This is a genomic window from Pseudideonella sakaiensis (assembly GCF_048320135.1).
Lineage (GTDB): Bacteria > Pseudomonadota > Gammaproteobacteria > Burkholderiales > Burkholderiaceae_C > Ideonella_A > Ideonella_A sakaiensis_A.
Genome location: NZ_CP182947.1, coordinates 1,627,280 through 1,653,274, shown reverse-complemented (window position 1 = coordinate 1,653,274; position 25,995 = coordinate 1,627,280). Strand labels below are relative to the sequence as shown.

The 25,995-nt window shown below is 66.7% G+C and carries 25 protein-coding genes; 17 read left to right on the top strand and 8 right to left on the bottom strand.

The genetic code is table 11. The annotated features are described in order from the left end of the window. Positions 1-41: 41 nt before the first annotated feature. The 7 genes from ACNH6H_RS07400 (at position 42) to ACNH6H_RS07370 (ending at position 8,646) form a co-directional block, all read left to right on the top strand. Positions 42-815: an IclR family transcriptional regulator gene (locus ACNH6H_RS07400; protein ID WP_418316847.1), complete on the top strand. Its 774-nt coding sequence runs from the start codon at positions 42-44 to the stop codon at positions 813-815. Between the two features lie 64 nt (positions 816-879). Then, the gene (locus ACNH6H_RS07395) at positions 880-2,040 is read left to right on the top strand and encodes a phosphotransferase family protein (RefSeq protein WP_418316846.1); all 1,161 of its coding nucleotides are present in this window, start codon (positions 880-882) and stop codon (positions 2,038-2,040) included. Between the two features lie 39 nt (positions 2,041-2,079). Continuing rightward, a complete protein-coding gene (locus ACNH6H_RS07390) occupies positions 2,080-3,306 on the top strand; it encodes an acyl-CoA dehydrogenase family protein (protein WP_418316845.1) in 1,227 nt (408 codons plus the stop codon). Between the two features lie 16 nt (positions 3,307-3,322). Beyond that, positions 3,323-5,044, top strand: coding sequence for a long-chain fatty acid--CoA ligase (locus ACNH6H_RS07385; RefSeq protein ID WP_418316844.1), 1,722 nt, complete (start codon positions 3,323-3,325; stop codon positions 5,042-5,044). After that, complete coding sequence (locus tag ACNH6H_RS07380) at positions 5,041-5,823, top strand: class II aldolase/adducin family protein (RefSeq protein WP_418316843.1); 783 nt, start codon at positions 5,041-5,043, stop codon at positions 5,821-5,823. The genes ACNH6H_RS07385 and ACNH6H_RS07380 overlap by 4 nt, the downstream gene beginning before the upstream one ends. A gap of 30 nt (positions 5,824-5,853) precedes the next feature. Continuing rightward, a complete protein-coding gene (locus tag ACNH6H_RS07375) occupies positions 5,854-7,053 on the top strand; it encodes a serine hydrolase domain-containing protein (protein WP_418316842.1) in 1,200 nt (399 codons plus the stop codon). Between the two features lie 30 nt (positions 7,054-7,083). Then, positions 7,084-8,646 carry a class I adenylate-forming enzyme family protein gene (locus ACNH6H_RS07370; RefSeq protein WP_418316841.1) on the top strand — a complete coding sequence of 521 codons (1,563 nt, stop codon included), beginning with the start codon at positions 7,084-7,086 and terminating at the stop codon, positions 8,644-8,646. 13 nt (positions 8,647-8,659) lie between these two features. On the opposite strand, the gene ACNH6H_RS07365 is transcribed toward ACNH6H_RS07370, so the two are convergent. Further along, the gene (locus tag ACNH6H_RS07365; RefSeq protein WP_418316840.1) at positions 8,660-9,418 is read right to left on the bottom strand and encodes an anti-sigma factor family protein; all 759 of its coding nucleotides are present in this window, start codon (positions 9,416-9,418) and stop codon (positions 8,660-8,662) included. Then, on the bottom strand, positions 9,415-9,918 hold the full coding sequence (locus ACNH6H_RS07360; RefSeq protein WP_418316839.1) for a sigma-70 family RNA polymerase sigma factor: 504 nt from the start codon (positions 9,916-9,918) through the stop codon (positions 9,415-9,417). Before ACNH6H_RS07360 ends, ACNH6H_RS07365 begins: the two co-directional genes overlap by 4 nt. Before the next feature lie 65 nt (positions 9,919-9,983). Here ACNH6H_RS07360 and ACNH6H_RS07355 point away from each other — a divergent pair, with 65 nt between their 5' ends. The 3 genes from ACNH6H_RS07355 (at position 9,984) to htpG (ending at position 14,214) form a co-directional block, all read left to right on the top strand. Then, on the top strand, positions 9,984-11,360 hold the full coding sequence (locus ACNH6H_RS07355) for a S8 family serine peptidase (RefSeq protein ID WP_418316838.1): 1,377 nt from the start codon (positions 9,984-9,986) through the stop codon (positions 11,358-11,360). Between the two features lie 133 nt (positions 11,361-11,493). Then, positions 11,494-12,171, top strand: a complete 678-nt coding sequence (locus ACNH6H_RS07350) for a hypothetical protein (RefSeq protein ID WP_418316837.1) — start codon at positions 11,494-11,496, stop codon at positions 12,169-12,171. A 162-nt stretch (positions 12,172-12,333) separates the two neighbouring features. Beyond that, positions 12,334-14,214 carry a molecular chaperone HtpG gene (gene htpG / locus ACNH6H_RS07345; protein WP_418316836.1) on the top strand — a complete coding sequence of 627 codons (1,881 nt, stop codon included), beginning with the start codon at positions 12,334-12,336 and terminating at the stop codon, positions 14,212-14,214. Between the two features lie 142 nt (positions 14,215-14,356). On the opposite strand, the gene ACNH6H_RS07340 is transcribed toward htpG, so the two are convergent. Then, positions 14,357-15,481: a serine/threonine protein kinase gene (locus tag ACNH6H_RS07340; protein ID WP_418316835.1), complete on the bottom strand. Its 1,125-nt coding sequence runs from the start codon at positions 15,479-15,481 to the stop codon at positions 14,357-14,359. A 51-nt stretch (positions 15,482-15,532) separates the two neighbouring features. After that, on the bottom strand, positions 15,533-16,477 hold the full coding sequence (locus ACNH6H_RS07335) for an N-acetyltransferase family protein (protein WP_418316834.1): 945 nt from the start codon (positions 16,475-16,477) through the stop codon (positions 15,533-15,535). A gap of 175 nt (positions 16,478-16,652) precedes the next feature. On the opposite strand from ACNH6H_RS07335, the gene rplM reads away from it, so the two are divergent. From rplM to erpA, 5 genes are all read left to right on the top strand, one after another. After that, the gene (rplM, locus tag ACNH6H_RS07330) at positions 16,653-17,081 is read left to right on the top strand and encodes a 50S ribosomal protein L13 (protein ID WP_418316833.1); all 429 of its coding nucleotides are present in this window, start codon (positions 16,653-16,655) and stop codon (positions 17,079-17,081) included. Positions 17,082-17,090: 9 nt separating this feature from the next. Further along, on the top strand, positions 17,091-17,483 hold the full coding sequence (rpsI, locus tag ACNH6H_RS07325; RefSeq protein WP_418316832.1) for a 30S ribosomal protein S9: 393 nt from the start codon (positions 17,091-17,093) through the stop codon (positions 17,481-17,483). A gap of 179 nt (positions 17,484-17,662) precedes the next feature. Further along, positions 17,663-18,328, top strand: coding sequence for a DUF6776 family protein (locus tag ACNH6H_RS07320; protein WP_418316831.1), 666 nt, complete (start codon positions 17,663-17,665; stop codon positions 18,326-18,328). 64 nt (positions 18,329-18,392) lie between these two features. After that, on the top strand, positions 18,393-18,800 hold the full coding sequence (locus tag ACNH6H_RS07315; protein WP_418316830.1) for a bactofilin family protein: 408 nt from the start codon (positions 18,393-18,395) through the stop codon (positions 18,798-18,800). 38 nt (positions 18,801-18,838) lie between these two features. Next, positions 18,839-19,219 (top strand): iron-sulfur cluster insertion protein ErpA, encoded by a 381-nt coding sequence (gene erpA / locus ACNH6H_RS07310; RefSeq protein WP_418316829.1) that lies wholly within the window; start codon positions 18,839-18,841, stop codon positions 19,217-19,219. A gap of 66 nt (positions 19,220-19,285) precedes the next feature. On the opposite strand, the gene ACNH6H_RS07305 is transcribed toward erpA, so the two are convergent. Together ACNH6H_RS07305 and ACNH6H_RS07300 are read right to left on the bottom strand one after the other, a co-directional pair. Then, positions 19,286-20,416, bottom strand: coding sequence for an anhydro-N-acetylmuramic acid kinase (locus ACNH6H_RS07305; RefSeq protein ID WP_418316828.1), 1,131 nt, complete (start codon positions 20,414-20,416; stop codon positions 19,286-19,288). Between the two features lie 71 nt (positions 20,417-20,487). Continuing rightward, the gene (locus tag ACNH6H_RS07300) at positions 20,488-21,876 is read right to left on the bottom strand and encodes a M23 family metallopeptidase (protein ID WP_418316827.1); all 1,389 of its coding nucleotides are present in this window, start codon (positions 21,874-21,876) and stop codon (positions 20,488-20,490) included. 255 nt (positions 21,877-22,131) lie between these two features. Here ACNH6H_RS07300 and tyrS point away from each other — a divergent pair, with 255 nt between their 5' ends. Both tyrS and ACNH6H_RS07290 read left to right on the top strand, forming a co-directional pair. After that, a complete protein-coding gene (tyrS, locus tag ACNH6H_RS07295) occupies positions 22,132-23,382 on the top strand; it encodes a tyrosine--tRNA ligase (protein WP_418316826.1) in 1,251 nt (416 codons plus the stop codon). Positions 23,383-23,408: 26 nt separating this feature from the next. Further along, positions 23,409-24,395 carry a tripartite tricarboxylate transporter substrate-binding protein gene (locus ACNH6H_RS07290; protein WP_418316825.1) on the top strand — a complete coding sequence of 329 codons (987 nt, stop codon included), beginning with the start codon at positions 23,409-23,411 and terminating at the stop codon, positions 24,393-24,395. A 15-nt stretch (positions 24,396-24,410) separates the two neighbouring features. Here ACNH6H_RS07290 and ACNH6H_RS07285 read toward each other — a convergent pair whose 3' ends face one another. Together ACNH6H_RS07285 and ACNH6H_RS07280 are read right to left on the bottom strand one after the other, a co-directional pair. Continuing rightward, entirely contained in the window at positions 24,411-25,700 is a 1,290-nt protein-coding gene (locus ACNH6H_RS07285; protein WP_418316824.1) for a phenylacetate--CoA ligase family protein, read from the bottom strand. Next, positions 25,690-25,989, bottom strand: coding sequence for a hypothetical protein (locus tag ACNH6H_RS07280; protein WP_418316823.1), 300 nt, complete (start codon positions 25,987-25,989; stop codon positions 25,690-25,692). The genes ACNH6H_RS07285 and ACNH6H_RS07280 overlap by 11 nt, the downstream gene beginning before the upstream one ends. Between the last annotated feature and the right edge of the window lie 6 nt (positions 25,990-25,995).

Below are 25,995 nucleotides of genomic sequence, written 5' to 3'. Positions count from 1 at the left end.
AGGGCCACCCGGCCTGAGGCGACGGACCGCTCTCCACCACCATGTCGCGCCAGAAGGAAGACCGCCATTTCGTCACCGCGCTGGCGCGTGGCCTCGAGGTGCTCGCGTGTTACCGCTCCGCCGACAAGGCGCTCGGCAACCAGGAGATCGCCGAGCGCTGCAAATTGCCGAAATCGACGGTCTCGCGGCTGACCTTCACGCTGACCCGACTCGGTTATCTGGTGCAGGTCGAGGACACCGGCAAATACCGCCTTGGCACCGCGACGCTGTCGCTCGGCAGCGCAATGCTGGCGCGGATGGACGTGCGGCAGATCGCGCGGCCGCTGATGCAGGAACTGGCCGACTTTTCGCGTGCGATGGTGTCGCTCGGCACCCGCGACCGGTTTTCGATGATCTACGTCGAGAACTGCCGCAGCAGCGCGGCGCTGACATTGAGCCTCGATGTCGGCTCGCGGATCCCGGTGTCGACCTCGGCGATCGGCCGCGCCTGGCTGGCCGCGGTCGACCAACGCGAGCGCGCCGATTTCATCGAGCGGGTGCGCGAGATCGACGATCTGTCGTGGCCGGCGATCCGCGCCGGCATCGATCAGGCGCTCGAGGACCATGCCCGGCTCGGCGTGACCTGCTCGTTCGGCGACTGGCAGAAGGATGTCAATGGCATCGCCCGTGCATTCCGCCCCGGGCCGGGCATGCCGCCGATGGCACTGAACTGCGGCGGGCCGTCGTTCAACCTGTCGCAGGCCTTTCTGCTCGACGAGGTCAGGCCACGGCTGATCGACCTGACGCAGCGGCTTGAATCGACGCTGTTGCGATGAGCAACGGCGTGTTGACGGGAATGACCTGTAGCGCCCGCACCGCTGGGCGGCTACGATCACGAGGATGAACAAAGATTCCACCACGCAGAACGAGCTTCCGCAAACCGCTGCTCCCGTCGACGTGCAAGCCCAGTTCAGCGGCACCCAGCCGGTTGCCGAGCGCCACGCTTTCGACGAGGCCGCGCTGCTCGACTGGATGCGTGGGCGCATCGACGGCATCGGTGAAGAGATGCAGGTCGAGCAGTTCAAGGGCGGCCAGTCGAATCCGACGTTCCGCTTGAGCACCGGCGGGCGGGCCTTCGTGTTGCGCCGCAAGCCGCCGGGTGTGCTGCTGCCGTCGGCGCACGCCGTCGAGCGCGAGTACCGCGTGATCCGTGCGTTGTCCGGCACCGAGGTACCGGTGGCCCGCGCCCATGCGTTGTGCGAAGACGCGTCGGTGATCGGCTCGCCGTTCTACATCATGGACAACGTCGACGGCAGGATCTTCTGGGATCCGACGCTGCCGGGCCAGAACCGGGCCGAGCGGGCGGCGATCTTCGACGAGATGAACCGCGTGATCGCGGCGTTGCACAGCATCGATCCGGTGCAAATCGGGCTGGCCGACTATGGCAAGCCGGGCAATTACATGGAACGTCAGGTTGCGCGCTGGACGCGGCAATACCGCGCCGCCGAGACTGAGCCGATCGAAGCCGCCGACCGGCTGATCGACTGGCTGCCGCGCCATCTGCCGGCGTCCGACGACGATCCGTCGCGCTCGCGCATCGTCCACGGCGACTACCGGCTCGACAACGTCATTTTTCATCCGACCCAGCTGCGCATCATCGCGGTGCTCGACTGGGAGCTGTCGACGCTCGGCGATCCGCTGGCCGATTTCGCATACCACTGCATGACCTGGCGGATGAGCGGCGAGGGCAGCCGCGGGCTGGCCGGCGTCGACCTCGGCGCGCTCGGCATTCCGTCGGAAGCGGACTATCTGCAGCGTTATCTGCAGCGCGTGCGGCAGGCGTCGCATGAACTCGATGGTCGCCTCGGCGACAGCATTTCCGATGCAACATGGGCCTACTACATGGTCTTCAACATGTTCAGGCTGGTCGGCATCCTGCAGGGCGTCGCTGCGCGCGCGCAGCAGGGCAATGCGTCGAACAGCCGCGCCCGCGATGCCGGCCGGCGTGCCCGGCCGCTGGCCGAGCAGGCCTGGGCGCTGGCGCAGCAGATTGCGTCCTGAACCAGCGCCTCACCACCGATCTTCAGCCAAGGAACCACGATGGATTTTGCTTACAGCGACAAGGTGCTGGACCTGCAGGCGCGGGTCAGCGCATTCATGGACGAACATGTCTACCCGGCCGAGGCGCGTTTCGAGGCCGAGATGGGTGCCGCACGCGCAGCCGGCAACCCGTGGCAGCCGGCGCCGGTGATGGAGGAACTGAAGCAGAAGGCGCGCGACGCCGGACTGTGGAACCTGTTCCTGCCCGAATCGAAATATGGCGCCGGGCTGACCAACCTCGAATATGCGCCGCTGTGCGAGATCATGGGCCGCTCGGCGATCGGTGCCGAGCCGTTCAACTGCTCGGCACCGGATACCGGCAACATGGAAACGCTGGTCCGCTATGCAACGCCCGAACAGCAGGAGCGCTGGCTGAAGCCGCTGCTCGAAGGCGAGATCCGCTCGGCCTTCGCGATGACCGAGCCGGATGTCGCGTCGAGTGACGCGACCAACATCGAGGCGCGCATCGAGCGCGACGGCGACGACTACGTGATCAACGGCCGCAAGTGGTGGACCTCGGGCGCCAACGATCCGCGTTGCAAGATCCTGATCTTCATGGGCAAGACCGACCCGCAGCACCAGAACCGGCACCAGCAGCAGTCGATGGTGCTGGTGCCGATGGATACGCCGGGTGTCAAGGTGCTGCGCCACCTGCCGGTCTTCGGCTACGACGATGCGCCGCACGGCCATGCCGAAGTCGATTTCAAGGATGTGCGGGTGCCGGTATCGAACGTGCTGCTCGGCGAGGGTCGCGGCTTCGAGATCGCGCAGGGCCGGCTCGGCCCGGGCCGCATTCACCACTGCATGCGGCTGATCGGCCGCGCCGAGCGGGCACTCGAGATGATGTGCCAGCGGGCGTTGTCGCGCACCGCATTCGGCCGCAAGATTGCCGACCAGGGCGTGACCCGCGAGCGCATCGCCAATTCGCGCATCCTGATCAACCAGGCGCGGCTGCTGGTGCTGCATGCCGCGTACAAGATGGATACCGTCGGCAACAAGCATGCGCGGCAGGAGATCGCAATGATCAAGGTCGCAGCGCCGAACATGGCCTGCCAGGTCATCGACTGGGCGATGCAGGTGCACGGCGGCGGCGCGGTCAGCGATGACTTCGGCCTGGCCAAGGCCTATGCCAGCTCGCGCACGCTGCGTTTTGCTGACGGCCCCGACGAGGTGCACCGCAATGCGATCGCTAAGGAGGAACTGGCGCGGCATCTGAAGCACCCGTGATCGCGCAGCGCAGCAGATGAATGCTTCCCTGCGCCATCGCGCGTCCTGGCCGCCGGGGCTGCCACTGCACCTGACGTTGCCGCAGACCAGCCTCAGCCACAACCTCGAGGTATCGGCGGCGCGTTATCCGGACAAGGCGGCAATCCGCTTCTACGGCAACTCGACCAGCTACCGCGAACTGCTTGCGCAGACCGAGGCGATTGCCGGTTTTCTGCAGAGCCAATGCGGCGTGGCTGCCGGCGACCGCGTGCTGCTCTACATGCAGAACAGCCCGCAGTGGGTCGCCGCCTATTACGGCATCCTGCGCGCCAATGCGGTGGTGGTGCCGGTCAATCCGATGAACCTCGGCGAGGAATTGCGCCACTACGTTGCCGACAGCGGCGCGACGACCGCATTCGCCGCACAGGATCTGGCCGACCACATGCTGCCGCTGCTCAACGAAGCAGGTGGTCTGCGCCACCTGATCGTCGCGACCTACAGCGATGGATTGCAGCAAGCACCGGCCGGGCTGCCGGTGCCGGCATTCGTCGCCGAGCCACGCCGCCATGTCGACAAGCCCGGCGTCACCGCGTGGCGAGAGGTGCTGGCGGCTGGCCATCCGCCGCCGGCGCCGTCGGTCGGGCCCGATTCGCTGTGCGTGATGCCGTATACCTCCGGCACGACCGGCCGGCCGAAAGGCTGCAAACACACGCATCGCACAGCGATGAGCACGCTGGTCGGTGGTGCCTTGTGGTTCGGCCGCACGCAGGATGCGGTATTCCTGTCGGCGCTGCCATTTTTCCACGTGACCGGAATGTCCGGCGGCATGAACGGGCCGATTTATCTGGGTGCGACGATCGTGATCCTGCCGCGCTGGGACCGCGAGGCCGCGGCCTGGTGCATCGCGCACGAGCGGGTCACCGTCTGGCAACTGATCTCGACGATGATGATCGACTTCCTGGCCAATCCGCGGCTCGCCGATGTCGACCTGAGCAGCCTGCAGGTGCTGCGCGGCGGCGGTGCCGCGATGCCGGCGGCGATCGTCGCCCGGCTGAAGGCGCTGACCGGCCTCGACTATTGCGAGGGTTACGGCATGTCCGAGACGCTGGCCGCGACCCACATCAACCCGGGGCACCGGCCGAAGCCGCAATGCCTGGGCATTCCGGTCTTCGACGTCGATGCGCGGATCGTTGATCCGCTGTCCTTGCAGCAGCTGCCCGATGGCGAGGTCGGCGAAATCGTCATCGATGCGCCGCAGGTGATGCTCGGCTACTGGAACAACGATGCGGCGAATGCCGAAACCTTCATCGAGATCGACGGCCGGCGTTTTCTGCGCACCGGCGACCTGGCGCGCATCGACGAGGACGGCTATTTCTTCATGGTCGACCGGCTGAAGCGGATGATCAATGCATCGGGCTACAAGGTCTGGCCGGCCGAGGTCGAGGCGATCATGTACCACCATCCGGCGATCCGCGAGGCCTGCGTGATCGCCGCCCACGACGAGCGTCGCGGCGAGACGGTGAAGGCGCTGGTCGTGCTCGATCCGGCGTCGGTCGGGCAGATTGCGGAAGGCGACATCATCACCTGGGCGCGCAGCCAGATGGCCGCCTACAAATGTCCGCGTTTCGTCGAATTTGTCGACCGGCTGCCGAAATCGGCATCCGGCAAGGTGTTGTGGCGCGAACTGCAGGCCGCCGAGGCGGCCCGCGCGCTGCCAGGCACCGCCACCACTGAACAGCCACCCAAGGAGAAAAAATGAACCAGATGACCGAGATCCCGTCGATGCGCGAGCAGGTGTCGGACGAAGAATGGCAGATTCGCGTCGACCTCGCCGCCGCCTACCGGCTGGTCGCGATGTTCGGCTGGGACGACCTCGTCTTCACCCATTTGTCGGCGCGTGTGCCCGGTGACGATGGCCACGGCGGCCACGCCTTCCTGATCAATCCGTATGGCCTCTTTTTCGAGGAGATCACCGCATCGAGCCTGGTCAAGGTCGATGCCGAGGGGCGGCCGCTGATGGATTCGCCGTATCCGGTCAACCCGGCCGGATTCGTGATCCACAGCGCAGTCCACGAGGCGCGCGACGATGTCGTCTGCGTTGCCCACACCCACACGATCGCCGGCGTCGCGGTGTCGGCCCAGGAGGAAGGCTTGCTGCCGATCTCGCAGCAGGCGTGTTTTCCGCTGAGCAGCCTGGCCTACCACGGCTACGAGGGGCTGGCGCTGCGCGATGCGGAGAAAGCCAGGCTGGTCGACGACCTCGGACACGCCAACTACCTGATCCTGCGCAACCACGGCCTGCTGACCTGCGGCCGCTCGGTCGCCGAGGCCTTGTTGTCGATGTACCGGCTGCAGCGCGCCTGCGAGGTGCAGATCGCCGCCCAGGCCGGCGGCAGCCGGCTGACACGGGTCGCGCCGGAGATCATCGACGGCATGCCGGCGCAATCGCTCGAAGTCAGCAAGGGCCTCGGGCCGCGTCTGGTCTGGCCCGGTCTGCTGCGCCGGCTCGATCGCCAGATGCCGGGTTATGCGGTCTGACGGCGGCTGCCGCACAAGGTCGATCACGCGATGCTCGCTGCCGGACTGAAGCGGATCGATGCGGCGGTGCGCCGCGAGATCGATGCCGGACTGATCCCGGGTGCGGTGCTGCTGGTCCAGCACCGCGGCCGCACCGTGCACGCGGCCGCACTCGGCGAACAGGATCCGTCGCGCCATCAGGCGATGCGCGACGACGCGATCTTCCGCATCTATTCGATGACCAAGCCGATCGTCTCGGTCGCCTTGATGATGCTGGTCGAGGAGGGGCGGCTGCGGCTGCGCGATCCGCTCGCGCAGCACATGGCCGAATTTGCCGACCTGAAACTCGGCGTCGTCTGGCGCGACTCGCGCGGCCGCGAAAGCCTGCGCCGCGTCGCGCTGCCACCGACCACGCCGTCGACGCCGACGGTGCCGCTGGTCCACGACCTGCTGCGACATACCGCCGGGCTGACCTACGGCATCTTCGGCACTTCGCGGGTCAAGTCGGCCTATGTCAGTGCCGGCGTCGAGTCGGGCCGGATGTCGAACCAGCAGTTTGCCGCGCGGCTGGCCGAACTGCCGCTGGCGTATGCGCCCGGCACGGTCTGGGAATACAGCCGCGCGACCGATCTGATCGGCGCGCTGATCGAGCGGATCAGCGGGCAGACACTCGGCGAATTTCTGCAGCAGCGCATCTTCGAGCCGCTGCGCATGGTCGATACCGGCTTTTCGGTGCCGCCGGACAAGCTGCACCGCGTCGCGCAGCCGTTTGCCAACGATCCGCAAAGCGGCGAGCCGATCCGGCTGATCAATGTCGCGAAGCCGCCGGTCTTCGAATCCGGCGGCGGCGGTCTGGTTTCGACCGCGGCCGACTATCTGCGGTTTGCACGGATGGTGCTCGGCGGCGGCACGTTGGCCGGCAAGCGGCTGCTGTCGCGCAAGACAGTCGAGCTGATGACCAGCGACCATCTCGGCGCCGACCTGATCCGCGCCAGCCGCGTGCCCGGTGCAAGCAACGGTTATCTGCCGGGGCCGGGATATGGCTTCGGGCTCGGTTTTGCGGTGCGCATCGCGGCCGGCGAGGCCGGCGTGCCGGGCAGCATTGGCGACCACCACTGGAGCGGGATGGCCGGAACCTATTTCTGGATCGACCCGGCCGAGGAACTGATCGCGATCTGGCTGATGCAGGCGCCCGAGCAACGCCAGGCCTGCTGGGCAATGTTCAAGAATCTCGTCTACGGCGCTTTTTGAGCGCACCCTGCTCAACGGATGGAAAGGCCAATGGAAACCACGCAATTGCCCGAGTTCGGGCTGATCAGCGATACGCTGCGGCAGTCGGCCGCGGCGCGGCCCGGCCAGGCTGCATTGATCTGCGGCGGCAATCGGCTCGGCTATGCCGCGCTCGATCAGGCGGTCGACCGCGTCGCTGCGTCGCTGCAGCGCGACGGCCTGCGCGCTGGCGACAGCATCGCCGTTTGCGCCACCGCTTCGATCGACTATGCGACGGTATTTCTCGGTGCGCTGCGCGCCGGCGTCGTCGTTGCACCGCTGGCGCCGGGATCGACCGCAGCCAGCCTGGCGCGGATGGTCAGCGATGCCGATGCGCGGCTGATCTTTGTCGATGCCGGCACTGCCGGCGACTTTGCTGCCGATGCCGGCCGACCGCGGATCGCGCTCGACGATGCGGTCGCCGCGGGCGCGGCGGAATCGACGCTGCAGCAATGGCTGATCGCCGATGCTGCGGCGCAGCCGGCACCGGTCGAGGTGGGCTCCGACAGCCCGTTCAACATCATCTATTCGTCAGGAACCACCGGCGAGCCGAAAGGCATCGTGCAGCCGCATGGCATGCGCTGGTCGCATGTGCGGCGCGGAGTCGCCTACGGCTACGGCCCCGATACGATCGCGCTGCTGGCGACGCCGCTGTATTCGAACACGACGCTGGTGGTCTTTTTCCCCGCGCTGGCCTATGGCGGCACCGTCGTGCTGATGCCCAAGTTCGACGCGGCGGACTATCTGAAACTGGCGGAAAAGCTGCGCGTGACCCACACGATGCTGGTGCCGGTTCAATACCAGCGGCTGATGGCGCGGCCCGATTTCGACCGCCACGACCTGTCGAGCTTCCGGATGAAATTCAGCACCAGTGCGCCATTTGGCGCGGCGCTGAAGGCCGACGTGCTGCGCCGCTGGCCGGGCGGCCTGACCGAGTTCTACGGCATGACCGAAGGCGGCGGCACCTGCATCCTCGAGGCGCACCGCCATCCGGACAAGCTGCACACCGTCGGCCGGCCGGCCGAAGGCCACGATATCCGGCTGATCGACGAGGCCGGCCGCGAGGTCGGTCCAGGGGAAGCCGGCGAGGTGGTCGGCCATTCGAGCGGAATGATGACCGGCTACCACCGCCAGCCGGAGAAGACGCGCGACGCCGAATGGTTCGCGCCGGATGGCAAGCGCTTCATCCGCACCGGCGATGTCGGCCGCTTCGACGCCGACGGTTTCCTGACGCTGTTCGATCGCCGCAAGGACATGATCATCAGCGGCGGCTTCAACATCTATCCGAGTGACCTCGAGGCGCAGCTGCGCCAGCACCCGTCGGTTGCCGATGCCGCGGTTGTCGGCGTGCCGTCCGAGCAGTGGGGCGAAACGCCGGTGGCCTATGTGGTGCTTGCCGCCGACGCGACCGATACGGCCGACTCGCTGAAGGATTGGTTCAACCAGCAGGTCGGCAAGACGCAGCGGCTCGCCGACCTGCGGCTGATCGACGAACTGCCGCGCAGCGCAATCGGCAAGGTGTTGAAGCGCGAACTGCGGCTGAGTTACCGCGAGACACCGGCCGGCAAAGGCTGACCGGCTTCGGGCGTCAGCGCTGCCAGCCGCGTTGCAATGCGGCCTGCTCGGCGGCGGCGTCGAGCGCAGCACCGCGCATCCGCCGGTCGACGATTTCCAGCAGTTCCTGTGGCAGCGCGCTGGCAGCCTGACGCATTTCGGACTGCGGCTGGTCGCTGCTTTGCAGCAGCGACTGCACCGCCCAGTCGTCGCCGTCGCGGCAGGCGAGGCCGGCCAGCGCCGGCGTCGTGAAGGTGCGGCAATAACGGCCGTTGGCGTCGACAAAGCTGATCTGCAGGGCAATCTGGCCATCGGTCGCCGGACCGGCCGGCCGCGTCGACAAGGCATCGGCAACCGCACCGCGGGCGACCAGCCCGCGCGGGGTGTTGGCAAACGGCTCGTCGACGGCGCTGCCGTCGCCAGCCAGCTTGCCGATCAGCACACCGACCAGCACGCTGGCGGCCAGGCCGCCCCAGGCGGCCCAGCTGCGCGAGCGCTGCGGCGGCAGCTCGCTCGGCGGCGGCGCCGGACGAGCAGCGCGGCGCGTTGCCAGATCGATCACCGGCGCGGTTGCCGGCGCCTCTTCGGCGGCTTCGACGAGCCGAGGCGGGACCGGCTCGTCGAGCATCGGCCGGTAGGCGGCCTGCAGGCGGTCGCGCAGCGCGCGGTGCTCGGCGACGCGCCGGGCCAGCTCGGGATCGGCCGCAATCGCGGCCGCCACTTCGCGCGAACTCGCGGCGTCGAGTTCGCCGTCGGCGTAGGCCATCAACTGCTCGTCATCGATCGGTTTCATCTCTTTTCCTCGGGGCCGCCCAGCAAGCTCTGCAGGGCATCGCGGGCGCGTGCCAACCGGCTGGTCAATGTGCCGATCGGAATGCCGAGCACCTGTGCCGCCTCCTTGTAGGACAGGCCTTCGACCAGCACCAGACTGACCACGACGCGTTGCTCCTCACTCAATTGCTTCATTGCCTGCTCGATCGCCATCGCATCGTCCTGCGCCAGTGTCGGCGAGCTGCCGACATGTTCGGCTGCCTCTTCCGGCAGGAATGTCTGGTCGTGGCGGTGACGGGAGCGGAGTTCATCGATCCAGGCGTTCTGCATGATCCGGAACAACCAGCTGTCCAGCCGCGTGCCGGCCTGCCATTGCTCCGAGCGCATCAAGGCACGTTCGACCGCCAGCTGCACCAGGTCGTCGGCATCCTCGCGATGGCGCGTCACGCTGCGACCAAAACGGCGCAGGCGAGGCAGCAACGCGACGATCTCCCGGCGCAGGTTCTCGGTCGTAATGCTCATGACATGTTGTGACAACGGATGGCGGCGGGATTTTCTTCCACGTCCCGTTCGTTATGCTTCACATGATGGACTTCGTTTCATTTCCGCCGCGGCAAGTCCGCCGGCTGCGCGGTGCGGTGTGGCTGGCCGGATGGCTGCTCGCGTGCGCCGCGGCGCCGGCTGCCGCACAGCTCGGCCTGCCCGGCGGTGGTGGCGTCGCCCTGCCGGGTCTCGGCGGCATCACCGGCCCGGTCGGTGGTCAGATCCGCTCGCTGCAGGAGTCCAGGCCGGTCGATTCGGTGGCTTCTGCGCTGCCGCTGCGCGAGCTGCGCCGGCGCACGATCGACGATCTGCTGAGCCGCCATCGTGAGGTTGTCGAGCGCGATCCGGCCGGCGAGCCGGTCGTTCGCGCCGAACTGCTGCTGCTGGCGCCGACCGAGGCGCAGCTGGCGGCTGCGCAGGCCGGCGGTTTTGTCGTGCTGCGCGAGCAGTCGATGCCGGAGCTGGGTCTGCGTCATGTCGTGCTGCAACCGCCGCCGGGGCTGGCGACGGTCGATGCGATGGCCCGGCTGCGGGCGATCGATCCGTCGATCGAGGCCGATTTCAACCACCTGTATCTGCGCAGCGGCAGCGTCGACGAGCGCCCGCCAGCGTCTGTGACGGCCGCGCGGGTACTTGCTACGACAACCAGGATTGGCCTGATCGACGGCGGCATCGATGCGGCCCACCCGGCCTTGCGCGGCGCCACGCAGCGCGTGTCTGGCTGCGACGGCAAGGCGGTGCCAAGCGCGCATGGCACGGCCGTCGCATCGTTGCTGGCCGGCCGCGATGGCGCTTTTGCCGGCGCGGCGCCGGGCGCGATGCTGTATGCCGCCGACATCTATTGCGGCCGCCCCGACGGCGGCACTGCAGAGGCAGTGGCCACCGCACTCGGCTGGATGGCGCGTGAACGGGTTGCGGTCGTCAATGTCAGCCTGGTCGGGCCGCCGAACAAGCTGCTCGCACGGGCGGTTGCTGCGGTCATCGAGCGCGGCCACATCGTCGTTGCCGCGGTCGGCAACGACGGGCCGGCAGCGCCGCTGCTGTATCCGGCGGCCTTTCCCGGTGTCGTCGGCGTCACCGGCGTCGACCGGCGCCGCGCAGTGCTGCCCGAGGCGGCACAAGGTGCTCATGTGATGCTCGCCGCGCCGGGTGCCGAACTGGCGGTTGCGCAGTTGTCGACCAGCGACTATGTCGCTGCGCGCGGCACCTCGTTTGCCGCGCCGCTGGTCGCCGGACTGCTGGCTGCGCGCCTGCGCGATCCGGACCCGGCTGCAGCCCGAGCCGCCGTTGCCGCGCTGCAGCGAGAGGCGATCGATCTCGGTGCGCCAGGCCGCGACCCGGTTTTCGGCGTCGGGCTGGTCGCCGAGCCGATGCGGGTCGACCCGCGCCGTCTGCAGTTGCTGCTCGGCAAGACGCACTGAGCTGCCGGCGCGCCGCTGCCGCGGCGATGGCAACCAGTTGTAAAGGCGAGGAAGAATCCGGCCGCGGCGCTCGTTGTCCAGATTGAAAGGCCCGGATGGACCGGGTCTGCCAACAAGACAAAGGAAGCGAAAAATGTCGATTCGTCAAACATTCTCCCGTGCCGGCATCGGTGCAGCGCTTGCTTGCGCCGCGGTGATCACCTTGCCCGCCCATGCCGGACTGCTCGGCGGCGGCGCCGTTGGCGCGGTTGGTGGTGCGGTGGGCGGTTCCCTCGGCTCGATGGGTGGCGCGGTGGGCGCTGGCCAGATCACCGGCGGTGCGGGTGGCGCAATGACCGGCAGCGCAATCCGTCGCCATGTCGAAGTCGATGGTGGCGCTGCAGCCACCGGTCGTGCCGAGGGTTCGGCTGCCGGTTCGCTGCCGACGCGTCGCCTGATCGACGCCACCGACTCGGCCGCGGCCCGCCGTGCACAGATCACCGGCGCTGCGCAAGGCAGCGCTGCCGCAACGGCTGGCTCGGCGCTCGGCCTCGGCGCCGAGAAAGCGGCTGCAGCCCAGGCGCAGGGTGCAGCGACCGGCGACGCAGCGCGCAATGCGGCCGGTTCGGCAGCAGGTACGCTCGGCGCAACGGCTGATTCGACGGCCCAGCGCGCAGCTGCCACCGAGGTGCAGGCGGATTCGCAGGCCGGCGCGCAAGGCCAGGCCGGACGCTCGGGCGCCGCGGCCGGCGCCGGCGGCTCGGCCGAGGCTGGCAACGGCCGGGCGTCGGTTGGCGTCGGCGGTTCGGCCGAAGGTTCGGTCCGCCGCTGATTCAGCGCAAGCTGAAAGGCCCGGTGGCGCAAACGCCACCGGGCTTTTTTCATGATCGGAGGCTCGCGCCCTTGAAATGGCGCGGCGCGGCCCCACATCCTCGCCTGCGAAGAAATCCTGCCCGGCATCGGGACCGTGCCCTTTCTGGAAAACCAAACGATCATGGAAAAGCAAACGCTGTCATTTCAGGCCGAAGTCAAGCAGATCCTGCACCTCGTCACCCACTCGCTGTATTCGAACAAGGAAATCTTCCTGCGCGAGCTGATCTCGAATGCCTCCGACGCCTGTGACAAGTTGCGTTTCGAGGCGCTGAACAATCCGTCGCTGTTCGAGGACCAGCCGAATCTGGACGTACGGGTCGCATTCGACGCCGACGCGAAGACGATCACGATCACCGACAACGGCATCGGCCTGTCGGCAGAGGAGGCGGTTGCCAACCTCGGCACGATCGCGAAAAGCGGCACGCGCGAATTCATGGCCGCGCTCGAAGGCGATCAGAAGAAGGATGCGCAGCTGATCGGCCAGTTCGGCGTCGGTTTCTACAGCGGCTTCATCGTTGCCGACAAGATTACCGTCGAATCGCGCCGCGCCGGCCTGCCGCACGACCAGGGCATGCGCTGGAGCTCGGAGGGCACCGGCGACTTCGAGATCGAGCCGATCACCCGCGATGCGCGCGGCACCAGCGTGACGCTGCACCTGCGCGACGGCGAGGAGGAATACCTCAGCCACTGGAAGCTGAAGTCGATCATCGGCAAATATTCCGACCACATCTCGCTGCCGATCCTGATGCGCAAGGAGGAGTGGGATGCCGAGGCGAAGAAGCAGGTCAAGCGCGACGAATGGCTGCCGATCAACAAGGCCGCCGCGCTGTGGACGCGCAACAAGAACGAGATCACGCAGGAGCAGTACGAGGAGTTCTACAAGCAGCTGAGCTACGACACCGAGGCGCCGCTGGCCTATACGCACAACCGGGTCGAGGGCCGCAGCGAATATACGCAGCTGCTGTATATCCCGTCGAAGGCTCCGTTCGACCTGTGGAACCGCGACAAGCGCGGCGGCGTCAAGCTCTACGTCAAGCGCGTCTTCATCATGGACGATGCCGAGGCGCTGATGCCGGTCTACCTGCGTTTCGTGAAGGGCGTGATCGACAGCTCCGACCTGCCGCTGAACGTCAGCCGCGAACTGCTGCAGGAAAGCCGCGACGTGAAGGCGATCCGCGAAGGCTCGACCAAACGCGTGCTCGGCATGCTGGAGAGCCTGGCCGACAGCGAGGACGAAGCCGAACGCGCGAAATATGCGGCCTTCTGGAAGGATTTCGGCGTCGTGCTGAAGGAAGGCGTCGGCGAGGACTTCGCGAACCAGGAGCGCCTGGTCAAGCTGTTCCGCTTCGCGTCGACCCACGCCGACGAGGGTGTCTCGCTCGCCGACTATGTCAAGCGGATGAAGGAAGGTCAGGACGCGATCTACGTCGTCACCGCCGACAGCCTGGCCGCGGCAAAGAACGGCCCGCAGCTCGAGATCTTCCGCAAGAAAGGCATCGAGGTGCTGCTGCTGACCGACCGCGTCGACGAGTGGATGCTGAGCCATGTCCATGAATTCGACGGCAAGCCGCTGCAGAGCGTCGCGAAGGGTGCGGTCGACCTCGGCAAATTGCAGGACGAGGAAGAGAAGAAGCAGGCCGAGCAGGCCGCCGAGGCCTTCAAGCCGGTGCTCGAGCGCCTGAAGGAGACGCTGAAGGACCGTGCCAAGGATGTGCGCGTGACCACCCGGCTGGTCGATTCACCGGCCTGCCTGGTCGTCGAGGAAGGCGATATCAGCGGCCACCTGGCGCGGATGCTGAAGCAGGCCGGCCAGAGCGCACCGGCTTCGCAGCCGATCCTCGAAGTCAATGCCGAGCATGCGCTCGTCAAGCGCCTCGACGGCAGCGCGCATTTCGACGATCTGGCGAACATCCTGTTCGACCAGGCGCTGCTCGCCGAAGGCGGCCAGTTGGAAGACCCCGCCGCCTACGTCAAGCGCGTCAATGCGATGTTGATGGCCTGAGCGAGGCAGCCCCCTCGAGGGGGGTGAGGGTGGACATCAGGGCCTGCCTGCGCCGGCTCAAGCGTGGCACCACCTGTCAAGCACACACCGTGGATCCGGCTCCGCCGGTCCACCAGTGTGGCCCCCTTGAGGGGGTGCGGCGTCAGCCGCTACGTGGGTGGGCCATCACCTCCGCCTGCTCATGCAGCTCAGTCGTCCGCTGCGCCCAGTAGCCGGCCTGATCGAACCATGGAAAGCCAGCCTTGAAAGCCGGATCGTCCCAGCGCCGGGCCAGCCAGGCGCTGTGGTGGATCATCCGCAGGCTGCGCAGCGGTTCGATCAGCGCCAGTTCGCGGTCGTCGAAATCCATGAACTGTTCATAACCCGACAGCAGCGCATTCAACTCGCGGCGGGCGACCGTCGCATCGCCGGACAACAGCATCCACAGGTCCTGCACGGCCGGTCCGGTCATGCAGTCGTCGAGATCGACAAAATGCGGCCCGGCATCGGTCCACAGGATGTTGCCGACATGGCAGTCCCCGTGCAGCCGCAGGCCGGCAATCGGCTCGACGCGATCGAATGCCTGTTGCACACCATCGATCACGCGGTCGGCCGCCGTAAGCCAGCCGGGCAGCACATCGGGCGGAACGATGTCGGAGTTGGCCAGCCAGTTGCGCGAGTCGCGGCCCATGCCGTCGACGCTCAGTCGGGTTCGCGCGGCAAAAGCGCGGCGCGCACCGACCCTGTGCATCCTGCCAAGCAGGCGCCCGATCCATTCGAGGCGGCCGGGCGTCTCCAGTTCGGGCGCGCGGCCGGCGCGGCGCTCGACGACGGCAAACCGGTACGGTCCGCCGGTCGTCTCGACCTCGACCAGCGTGCTGGACGCGGGTCGTTGCTCCGCTGCGGCCTCGTCGCTCGCCGCTGTGCACAAGCGCCCGCGCAAGATCGCGTCGGGTTGCAAGTGCAGTGGCCAGGGCGCGACGACAGGGCATTCGTCTGCCATCAGCTCGGCCGCAAAGGCATGCTCTTCGAGGATTTGCGCATCGCTCCAGCGGCCGGGGCGGTAGAACTTTGCGACGACGACCCGGCCGTCCTCGAGAAAGACCTGGAACACCCGGTTTTCGTAGGAATTGAGCTGGATCAGCCGGCCGTCCCCGCGCAGGCCGACGGCATCGAGCGCGTCGAGCACGGTATCCGGGGTCAGGCCGGTGAAGGGCGGGGCGATTGGCGGCTTGTCGCCACCGGCCGAGTTCGGATCTTGTTGTCGTTGAGTCTGCGCTTGATTCACGGCACATGCTAACCGCCACCGCTTGCTGCTGCGGCGGTGGCGGCTGGTGCGTCAGTCGTTGGCGGCCGGGTTGGCAGCGGCAAACGGATTCCGACCGGTCGACAGCAGGTCCCACAGGTCGTGGACCCGGTGGGCGTGCCATTTGAACTGGTAGTCGATTTCCGCCGCATGCTGGCCGACGACCTCGTCGAAGCGGCTGGCAATCGTCTCCGGCGGCAGCTTCAGCCAGGCTTCGGATTCGCTGCCATCGCGAACCACCGTTGCACCCGCCTTCTGGACGATCCGCAGCATCGCGGTGTTTTCGCTCAACGCGTGGATGAACAGCTTGCCGATACCGCGGTTGCGCGCATGCAGGATCGCATGATCGAACAAGCGTGCACCGAAGCCGCGGCCGCGTGCATGGGGCAGCACCGAAACGCCGAATTCGGCCATCGCCGGCACGCCATCGATCTGCGGCGGCGGTGCGTAGGCGAGGTGGGCGGCGGCGATCAGTTCGACCTTGCGGTTGAAGATGCCGAACAACTCGTCGCGCTCGAAGTCGATGCCGTCGACATAACGGGCGATCTGGGCGTCGGTGGCCGGATAGCCGAATCGCAGCCGGCGGTCGTCCTCATCGAGGCCCAGCAGATGCTCCACAAATCGCGGGCGATGGTGGGCCGCCAGCGAACGCACCGGCACCCAGCCGTGGCCGAATTCACTGGTGGCCTGCGCGCGGCCGGAGCGGGACAGGGTCGACGCCGTTCGACCCGCCTCGGACGCGGCGATGATCGCCGATTCGGCTGCGGGTGACATCTGGTTCTGGTTCTGGTCTTGTTCTGTAGGGGTCGACATGGGATCTCCGATGTCTAGGGTTAACCCGCAGTATGATCGAATCCGCGCAGCTAAATTCCGTACCGTCCCTCTAAAAGTTGCCAGGCCCGTCTCGACATCAAGCCGAGGGTCGTGGTATCCTCGCAGGCTTTTCCCGGTGCAGCTCCCTGGGAAGAGGGCATCCATCGAAGGATTGATGCCTGCGCACGAGACGCAAAACCTGTTCGTGGCCGGGAAGCTTTCCGGTGGCGAGCGGTCCAGCCCGAGAGGCCGCCAAGCAAAGAAGCGGTTCCGAGGGATGGGTCGGACGGTGGCGTCAGCCTCGTAGCGTCTGGAGCTAGACCTTAGATTGAACACTCAAATGAAAACCTTCAGCGCCAAACCGGCCGAAGTGGTGCATGAGTGGTTTGTGATCGACGCGACCGACAAGGTCCTCGGCAGGGTGGCCAGTGAAGTTGCCCTCCGACTGCGCGGAAAACACAAAGCCATTTACACGCCCCACGTCGATACCGGCGATTTCATCGTCGTCGTCAATGCCGACAAGATCCGTGTCACCGGCAACAAGGCCACCGACAAGATCTATTACCGTCATACCGGTCATCCCGGTGGCATCTACGGCACCAGCTTCAAGGACATGCAAGCCAAGCATCCGGGCCGCGCGCTCGAGAAGGCTGTGAAGGGCATGCTGCCGAAGGGCCCGCTGGGATATGCGATGGTCAAGAAGCTGAAGGTTTATGCCGGTGCAACGCATCCGCACGCCGCCCAGCAACCCAAGACACTCGAGATCTGAGGAACGCTGATGATCGGAAACTGGAATTACGGCACCGGCCGTCGCAAATCGTCTGTCGCCCGCGTCTTCATCAAGAAGGGCAGCGGCCAGATCATCGTCAACGGCCGTGCCGTCGACGAATATTTTGGTCGTCAGACCTCGATCATGGTCGTGCGCCAGCCGCTGGTGCTGACCGCCAACGACGCTGCATTCGACATCAAGGTCAATGTGCACGGCGGTGGTGAGTCGGGTCAGGCCGGCGCGGTGCGCCACGGCATCACCCGCGCGCTGATCGACTATGACGCGGCCTTGAAGCCCGATCTGAGCCGGGCCGGCTTCGTCACGCGCGACGCCCGCGAGGTCGAGCGCAAGAAGGTCGGTCTGCACGGCGCACGCCGCAGAAAGCAGTTCAGCAAGCGCTGATCCCGGTGGCGGATGTCATCCAGACATCTGCAGCGCCGCCGGACCGCTCGGCCGTCGTGCCGGGTGCGTCCGCTCCGAAGCCGCCTTGTGCGGCTTCGTTCGTTTCTGCAGCAACCTGCCTGACCTGACGCATGCGATTGAGACTCCTCCGGCGACGGCTGTCGATCAGTGCTCCGCGGATGATCGTGCGCAGCCACATGCCATGGCCGTTGCGTTGGGTTGTCGCGGCGCTGGTGCTCGGCTTTTCCGCCGCACTCGCGTTGTGGGCGTTCGAGGTCGGCAAGGACATTGCCGGGCTCGACCGCGATGCCAAGCTCGAGCTGATGCAACTGCGCAGCGAGGTCGAGCAGCTGAAGAAGGACCGGGAGCAGGCGGTTTCGGTCGCCAATACCGCTGAAAGCCTGCTGACCGCCGAGAAGGCCGCGCTCGACCGGCTGGCCCAGCAACTGCGCCAGATCGAGGCCGAAAACCTGTCGCTGAAGGCCGACCTCGGTTTCTTCGAGCGTCTGCTGCCGACCGGCGCCGAGCAGGGCCTGAGCATCCGCGGCCTGCAGGTGCAGATGCAGGACAACGCCCAGTTGCGCTTCCAGCTGCTGGTGATGCAGGCCGGGCCAAAGGGTCAGTCCGAGTTTCACGGCCATTACGCCTTCACGCTGCATGGCGTGCAGAACGGCAAGCCATGGGTTTACCCGGTGCCCGGCGGACCGCAGGCCTTCCAGTTGAAACAATATGCACGGATCGAAGGCAATATCGACCTGCCGCCGAATGCCGTGGTAAAAACAGTTCAGGTCAAGCTGACCGATCAAGCGGGAGCCGTCAGGGCCTCCCAGTCTGCAGCGCTCTGAGCCCGAGCCTCGCCCGGCCTTTGCCGCACCGCTCGCACGAGCCCATCCGCAATAAGGTGACCCCATGTTCGGCAAGAAGCAGCAAGCTCCGATCCGCACGCTGATCGGCGAAGGAACCGTGATCCGTGGTGAACTGCATTTCAGCGATGGCCTGCGCATCGATGGCCAGGTGATCGGCGATGTGGTCGCCAGCGGCGGTGGCCGCAATATCCTCGTGATCAGCGAAAAGGCCAAGGTCGAAGGCACGGTGCATGCCGGTCATGTGATCGTCAACGGCACCGTGATGGGGCCGGTGATCTCGACCGAGCTGCTCGAACTGCAACCGAAGGCGGTGATCAGCGGCGATGTGAAGTACGAGCGCCTGGAGATGCACCAGGGCGCCGAGATCGATGGTGAACTGCGGCCGCTGCGTGGCGATGCAGTGGCTGACGAGAAACCCCCCTTGAAGCTTGCAACGTCCAATCAGGGATAATTGCAGCAAGCAAGTTCCGATTCGAAGGAGTGCCAGTCATGAACGCAGTAGCAGAACAGAACAATCCCGCGACCGATCTCGATGCACCACCGGTGCCGCTGGTCTTTACCGACAGCGCCGCGTCGAAGGTCAAGGAACTGGTCGACGAGGAAGGCAATCCCGACCTGAAACTGCGCGTCTTCGTGCAGGGTGGCGGCTGCTCCGGTTTCCAGTACGGCTTCACCTTCGACGAGATGGTCAATGAAGACGATACGCAGATGAACAAGAACGGCGTCACGCTGCTGATCGACGCGATGAGCCTGCAGTACCTGGCCGGCGCCGAGATCGACTACAAGGACGACCTGCAGGGTGCTCAGTTCGTGATCAAGAATCCGAACGCGACGACCACTTGTGGCTGCGGCTCGAGCTTCTCGGTCTGATCTGCGTTTCCTGCCAGTGCAAGGCCGCCTGCGGGCGGCCTTTGTTTTGGCCATCCGACGGCTGCTTCAGCGGCCCGGATAAACGGCGCCGAGGATGCGCGGTCCCTGCGCGCCGGTGACTTCCTGCAGGTTGCCCGGCCGGCGCAGCAGGCAGGCGCGGGCCAGCCAGGCAAACGCCACCGCCTCGACCTGATTGGCCGGCAGGCCGGCTTCGTCGCTGGCCACGACCTCCACGCTTGGCAGTTTGGCCGCCAGCCTGCGCATCAGTTCGGCATTCAACGCGCCGCCGCCACAGACCAGCAGGCGTTCGGCGTCCGGCGCGTGGCGCAGCATCTCGGCCGCACACACCGCCGCGGTCAGTTCGGTCAGCGTCGCCTGTATGTCCTGCGCTGAGGTGGCTGCCGCGCCGCTCGACGCTGCCAGATGGCCATCGAGCCACTGCGCATTGAAATGGTCACGACCGGTGCTCTTCGGCGGGCTTGCGGAAAAGAACGGATCCGCCAGCAGCCGTGCCAGCAGGTCGGCATCAGGCCTGCCGCCGGCCGCCCACTGGCCGTTTTCATCGTAGGCAGTGTCGAGATGGCGCTGGCACCACAGATCGAGCAGGGCATTGCCCGGCCCGCAGTCGAAACCGGTCGTCGAGCCGTCGCGCCGAAGCACCGTGATGTTGCTCATGCCGCCGATGTTGAGCACCGCATCGCAGCGTCCTGGGCGGCCGAATACCGCCCGGTGGAAGGCCGGAACCAGCGGCGCTCCCTGGCCGCCGGCAGCGACATCGCGGGAACGGAAATCGGCGACGGTGTCGATGCCGGTCAGTTCGGCCAGCAGGGCCGCATTGTTGATCTGCACCGTATAGCCGATGCCGTCGAATTCGCCGGGCCGATGCCGTACCGTCTGGCCATGAGCGCCGATCGCACGCACTGCGGATGCGGTGGTCGCCGATGTTTCGAGCAGCGCGCGGGCGACCTCGGCACAGACTCTAGCGACGGCATTGCCGGCCAATGCGGTCCGGTGCATCTCATTGCTGCCGCTGGCGTTGAGTGCCAGCAGTTCTTCGCCGAGCACGTCGGCATATGGGAGATGCGCATGGGCCAGCACCTGCAGCCGGCCGGCATCGCAGTCGCCGAGGTCGACCAGCACGCCGTCCATGCCGTCCAGCGAGGTGCCCGACATCAGGCCGATGAACAACTCCGCCATGCGCTGGGTGGGTCAGGACGGGCGTTGGCGCCGCCGGGTCGGCCCGTTGCCGGGCCCGACACGCGCGGCGCTCACTCTGCGTATTCGGTCTGGCGTGACGCCGTCTGCGCCAGCGTCAGCTGGGTGCGGATGCCGCTGATCAGCCGGTCGAAGACCGGACGGGTCCTGGCCGTGATCTCGTTGGTTTCCGACGAGCGGGCAACAATCATCGGGTCGATGTGGTCGCCGCCGACGATGAACTCGAAGTGCAGATGCGGTCCGGTCGCCCAGCCGGTCGAGCCGACCGCACCGATCGTGTCGCCCTGCTCGACGCGCTCGCCGCGGCGAACATTGACGCGGCTCAGGTGCGCGTAGACGGTGACGCGGTTGTTGGTGTGCCGGACCTTCACGACATTGCCGTAGCCGCCCTGGCTGCCGGCGAACTCGATCACGCCGTCGCCGACGGTACGGACGGGGGTGCCGGTCGGCGCGCCGTAGTCGACACCCTTGTGCTGCCGCCAGGTGCGCAGGATCGGATGCAGGCGCATCGAGAATCCGGATGTGACCCGCGAGAATTCGAGCGGGCTGGCAAGGAACGAGCGGCGCTTGTTCTGCCCGTTCATGTCGTAATAGGCGCCACGTGCGGCGCTGCCGCTGGCTGCCGGATCGGCAAACCAGACCGCGCTGTGCACCGTGCCGTCGTTGACGAACTCGGCAGCCAGCACCCGGCCGGCGCCCTGATTCCAGTTGATCAGCTCGCCGTCGGCGAGCAGGGCTTCATAGACGACGCTGAAGGTATCGCCGCGGCGCAGCTGGCGCCGGAAGTCGATGTCGGCAGAAAAGATCTCGGCGATCTGGCTGGCGACGACATCGGGCACCCGTGCGTCATCGGCGGCGGCAAACAGCGAATGGCGAATCGTGCCGCTGCCCAGCCGCTGCCGGATCTGCAGCTCGGCAACCTCGACCTTGGTCTCGAACTGCGCCGGCTGCTCGGCAACCCGGCTCACCGTCAGCCGCGTGAAGTGGCTGCCGATCAGCGCGCTGTCTTCGGGTGCATAACGCACCACCAGTTCCTCGAACCGACCCTGTTCGTCGATCCGTGCCTGAACCATCTTGCCGGTGCGGCCGGTGAACATCTGGCGCGCGGTGGCGTCGTCGCGCAGGAAGGCGGCTGCTTCGGCATCAACGATGCCGAGCCGCTTCAACAGGCTGTCGACGGTGTCGCCGCTGCGGGTCAGCTCGCTGCGGTACAGCGAAACCCGGTGCGCGGCCAGCGCCTCGAGCTGGCTCGAGATGTCGTCGGGCACGACGTTTTCGCTGATGATGCGGGTCGTCAGGTCGACCGGTTCCTGCGCGACCATCGGCGCAATGCCGAATGCGGTGGCGCCGAAGCCGGCGAGCACAACCACCACTGCAGCGGTGATGCTGCGCGAGTGGTTGCCGAGGAAGGTGGTGGCGTGGTGGCCGGTCCGGCGGGCCACCGAAGATAAAGCTCGATCGAGGGATTCTGACGAAATCAATTCAGGCAGGAGCGGTAAGCTCGGCTGAGGCGCAGGCGCCACCGGGGTCGGGTGGGGCAGGCCGGGTGGACGGATGGTCGTGTCTTCTAGAATCGCGACGAGCCGAGATGCGAAGCCCGCTGATTCCTGTATCACTGCGGGCTGACCGCAGCATTTGCACGAAATTATATCTGGCGCACCCGTAAAAACGATCGGGGAAACCCAAAGCCCTACACGATGACCTCCAGCCAGACCATCAGCGGACATCCCGCGCAGCCCTTCCCGATTTCCTACAAGGCGCTCGAGGCGCTGGAGATTTCGCGTCGCCATTGTGACGAACTGCTGCCGCAGGACGAGTGGTTGAACAAGCTGGCACGCTCGGAAGCCACCGGCCAGCCGCTGCGGATCAAGCTCGGGCTCGATCCGACAGCGCCCGATATCCACATCGGCCACACCGTCGTGCTGAACAAGATGCGCCAGCTGCAAGATCTGGGCCACCAGGTGATCTTCCTGATCGGCGACTTCACGTCGACGATCGGGGATCCTTCGGGACGCAACACGACCCGCCCGCCGCTGACGCGCGAGCAGATCGAGGCCAATGCCCAGACCTACTATCGCCAGGCCAGCCTGGTGCTCGATCCGGCGCGCACCGAGATCCGTTACAACTCCGAATGGAGCGACCAGCTCGGGGCGCGCGGGATGATCCAGCTCGCGTCGCGCTATACGCTGGCGCGGATGATGGAGCGCAACGATTTTGCCGAGCGCTACAAGGCCGGCAACCCGATTTCGGTGCACGAACTGCTGTATCCGCTGATGCAGGGTTATGACTCGGTGGCGCTGAAAAGCGACCTCGAACTCGGCGGCACCGACCAGAAATTCAACCTGCTGGTCGGCCGCGTCCTGCAGGCCGAATATGGCCAGGAGCCGCAGTGCATCCTGACGATGCCGCTGCTCGAGGGGCTCGACGGCGTCGAGAAGATGTCGAAGAGCAAGGGCAACTACATCGGCATCACCGAGCCGGCGAATACGATGTTCGCCAAGCTGCTGTCGATCAGCGATACGCTGATGTGGCGCTATTTCGCGCTGCTGAGCATGCGCTCGGAGGCCGAGATCGAAGGTTTCCGGCGCGAGATCGCCGAAGGCCGCAATCCGAAGGAGATCAAGGTCGAGCTGGCACGCGAGATCACGACCCGCTTCCACAGTGCCGGCGCCGCCGAGGCCGCGGCGGAGGATTTCGAACTGCGTGCCCGCGGCGGCATCCCGCAGGATATCGCCGAGCTGACGCTGCAGGGTGCCCCGCTCGGCATCGGCGCGCTGCTGAAGCAGACGGGGCTCGCGCCGTCGACCAGCGAGGCAAACCGCCTGATCGACGGCGGCGGCGTGCGCATCGACGGCAGCGTCGTCAGCGACAAGGCGCTGAAGCTGGTTGCCGGCAGCTTCGTGTTGCAGGTTGGCAAGCGCAGGTTTGTCCGCGTGACGCTGGCCTGAGCCGGCCTGCTGCCACGGTCCCGACCATGTTCGCGATCGCCGGCATCTCCAGGCTGCTGCTGACGGCGGCACTTGCCTTGCCGCTGGCCGCCGGTGCCGACTATCCGGCCCGGCCGATCACGCTGGTGGTGCCGTTTGCCGCCGGTGGACCGACCGACCGGGTCGCGCGCGACCTCGCCGACGCGATGCGCCGGGCAATGGGAGCGGTCTCGATCACGATCGAAAATGTCGCCGGCGCCGGCGGCACGCTGGCCGCGACCCGGGTTGCCAGGGCCGGCAACGACGGTTACACGTTGCTGCTGGCCCATATCGGCCTGTCGACCGCACCCGCGTTGTACCGGAGTCTGCCGTACGACACGCTGAACGACTTCGCATACCTCGGCATGATCGTCGAGGTGCCGATGACGCTGATCGGCCGGCCGACGCTGCCGGCCGAGGATTTCGCCGAACTGCGCACCTGGCTGAGCCAGAACAAGGGCAGGGTCAATCTCGCCAATGCCGGGCTCGGCGCCGCATCACATCTGTGCGGCCTGATATTCCAGCAGAGCGTCGGCGTCAACATGAATACGGTTTCGTACAAGGGGACGGCGCCGGCGCTCGCCGATCTGCTGGCCGGCCACGTCGATCTGCTGTGTGACCAGACCACCAATACCAGCGGCCAGATCGAGGCCGGCCGCGTCAAGGTCTATGGCGTGACCACAGCGCGCCGGCTGGTTGCACCGTCTCTGGCCGGGCTGCCAACGCTCGACGAAGCAGGGCTGAAAGGTTTCAACGTCAGCATCTGGCACGGCCTTTACGCGCCGAAGGAGACGCCGGCGCCGGTGCTCGCCAAGCTGAACGACGTGTTGAGGCAGGCACTGCAGGATCCGGAGTTCGTCCGCCGGCAGGAGGCGCTCGGCGCCGTCGTCATCAGTGACAACCGGCTCGAGCCGGCCGAGCACAAGCGCTTTGTCGCGACGCAGCTTCGCAAATGGGCCGAGGTGATCAAGGCCGCCGGCCAGTATGCTGACTAGGGCCTGCCCGGCGCCTCAGTCGTAGCTTCTGGCGTCCTCGATCACCTTGCCGTCGTTCGGCAGGCTGCCCGGACGGCACAACTCGACCTCGCCACGCAGCTTCGTGACGTCGCGCATCGTGTCCTCGATCTGCGTCGCCATGCCTTCGGCAGACTCGTTGATTTCGACCCGCAGGCGCATCTGGTCGTTGGCCATCTCGCCGCTGATCACCAGCCGCCCCTTGCCGATCTCCGGATGGCGGCGCAGGATCTCGGCGATCTGCTCCGGGTGGACGAACATGCCCCGCACCTTCGCGGTCTGGTCGGCTCGACCCATCCAGCCCTTGATGCGTCGATTGGTGCGGCCGGTCGGACACTGGCCGGGCAGCACCGCCGACAGATCGCCGGTGCCGAACCGGATCAGCGGATAGTCCGGGTTCAGCGTCGTGACGACCAGTTCGCCGACCTCACCGTCGGGCACCGGGATGCCGGTGCCGGGGCGGACAATCTCGACGATCACGCCTTCATCGACCACCAGGCCTTCGCGGGCCGAGGTCTCGTAGGCGATCAGGCCGAGGTCGGCAGAGGCATAACACTGGTAGGCCGCAATGCCGCGTTCGCCGAGCCAGTCGCGCAGCGACGGCGGAAAGGCCTCGCCACTGACCAGCGCCTTCTTCAGCGAATCGATCGACAGGCCGCTCTGCTCGGCCTTCTCGATCAGGATCTTCAGGAAGCTCGGTGTGCCGACATAACCGTCGGTTCGCAATTCGGCGATCGCCTGCAGCTGCAGCTCGGTATTGCCGACACCGCCGGGAAATACCGTGCAGCCGACCGCCTGGGCTCCGCATTCCATCATCGAGCCGGCCGGCGTCAAGTGGTAGCTGAAGCTGTTGTGCAGCAGATCGCCGCGGCGGAAGCCGGCGGCATGGATCGCCCGCGCCGTGCGCCAGTAGTCAGCGGCGGAACCCTCGGGTTCGTAGATCGGCCCCGGCGACTGGAAGACGCGCCGTGCGCCGCCTGCCGCCCGCAGGCCGCGCCAGCCGACCGCCGAAAAGCCGCCGAAGACGTCGGTGTCGGCCGAGCGCTGGCGCTCGAACAGCTGCTGCTTGCGGGTCACCGGCAACCGGGACAAGGCCTCGCGGCTGTTGATCGCGGCCGGGTCGATGGCGGCCATGATCTCGCCGAAGGCGGGCGTCTGCGTCCGTGCGTGGGCAATGCGCTCAGGCAGCGCAGCAAACAGCTCGCGCTCGCGCTGCTGCGGATCGCGGATTTCCAGCTGGTCGTAGAACGGCGAGTCCGTCGCCGTGGGGGTGGTCTTATTCGTCACGTTCACTCCAGCCGGCGATCCGCTTTTTCAGATCGGCGACAAAGTCCCTCAGGTCGGCGCTGCTGGCGATGCGCCGCTGCTGCCACTCCGGCGAGCGCGCCGGCTGTCTGGCGACAGCGGCCACCAGCTCGCCGTCGGCAAGCGCCGCGCGCGCCATCCGCAGGCCGCGGCGTTCGAATGCGCCTTCGCGCTCCTCGAGGCCGAGGCCACGCAATTCGCGGCGCAGCCGCTGCAGTGCCTCGTCGGGTTTGAATGGGGGTGGCGCGAAGCCGAATGTCTCGTCGCTCATTGAAAT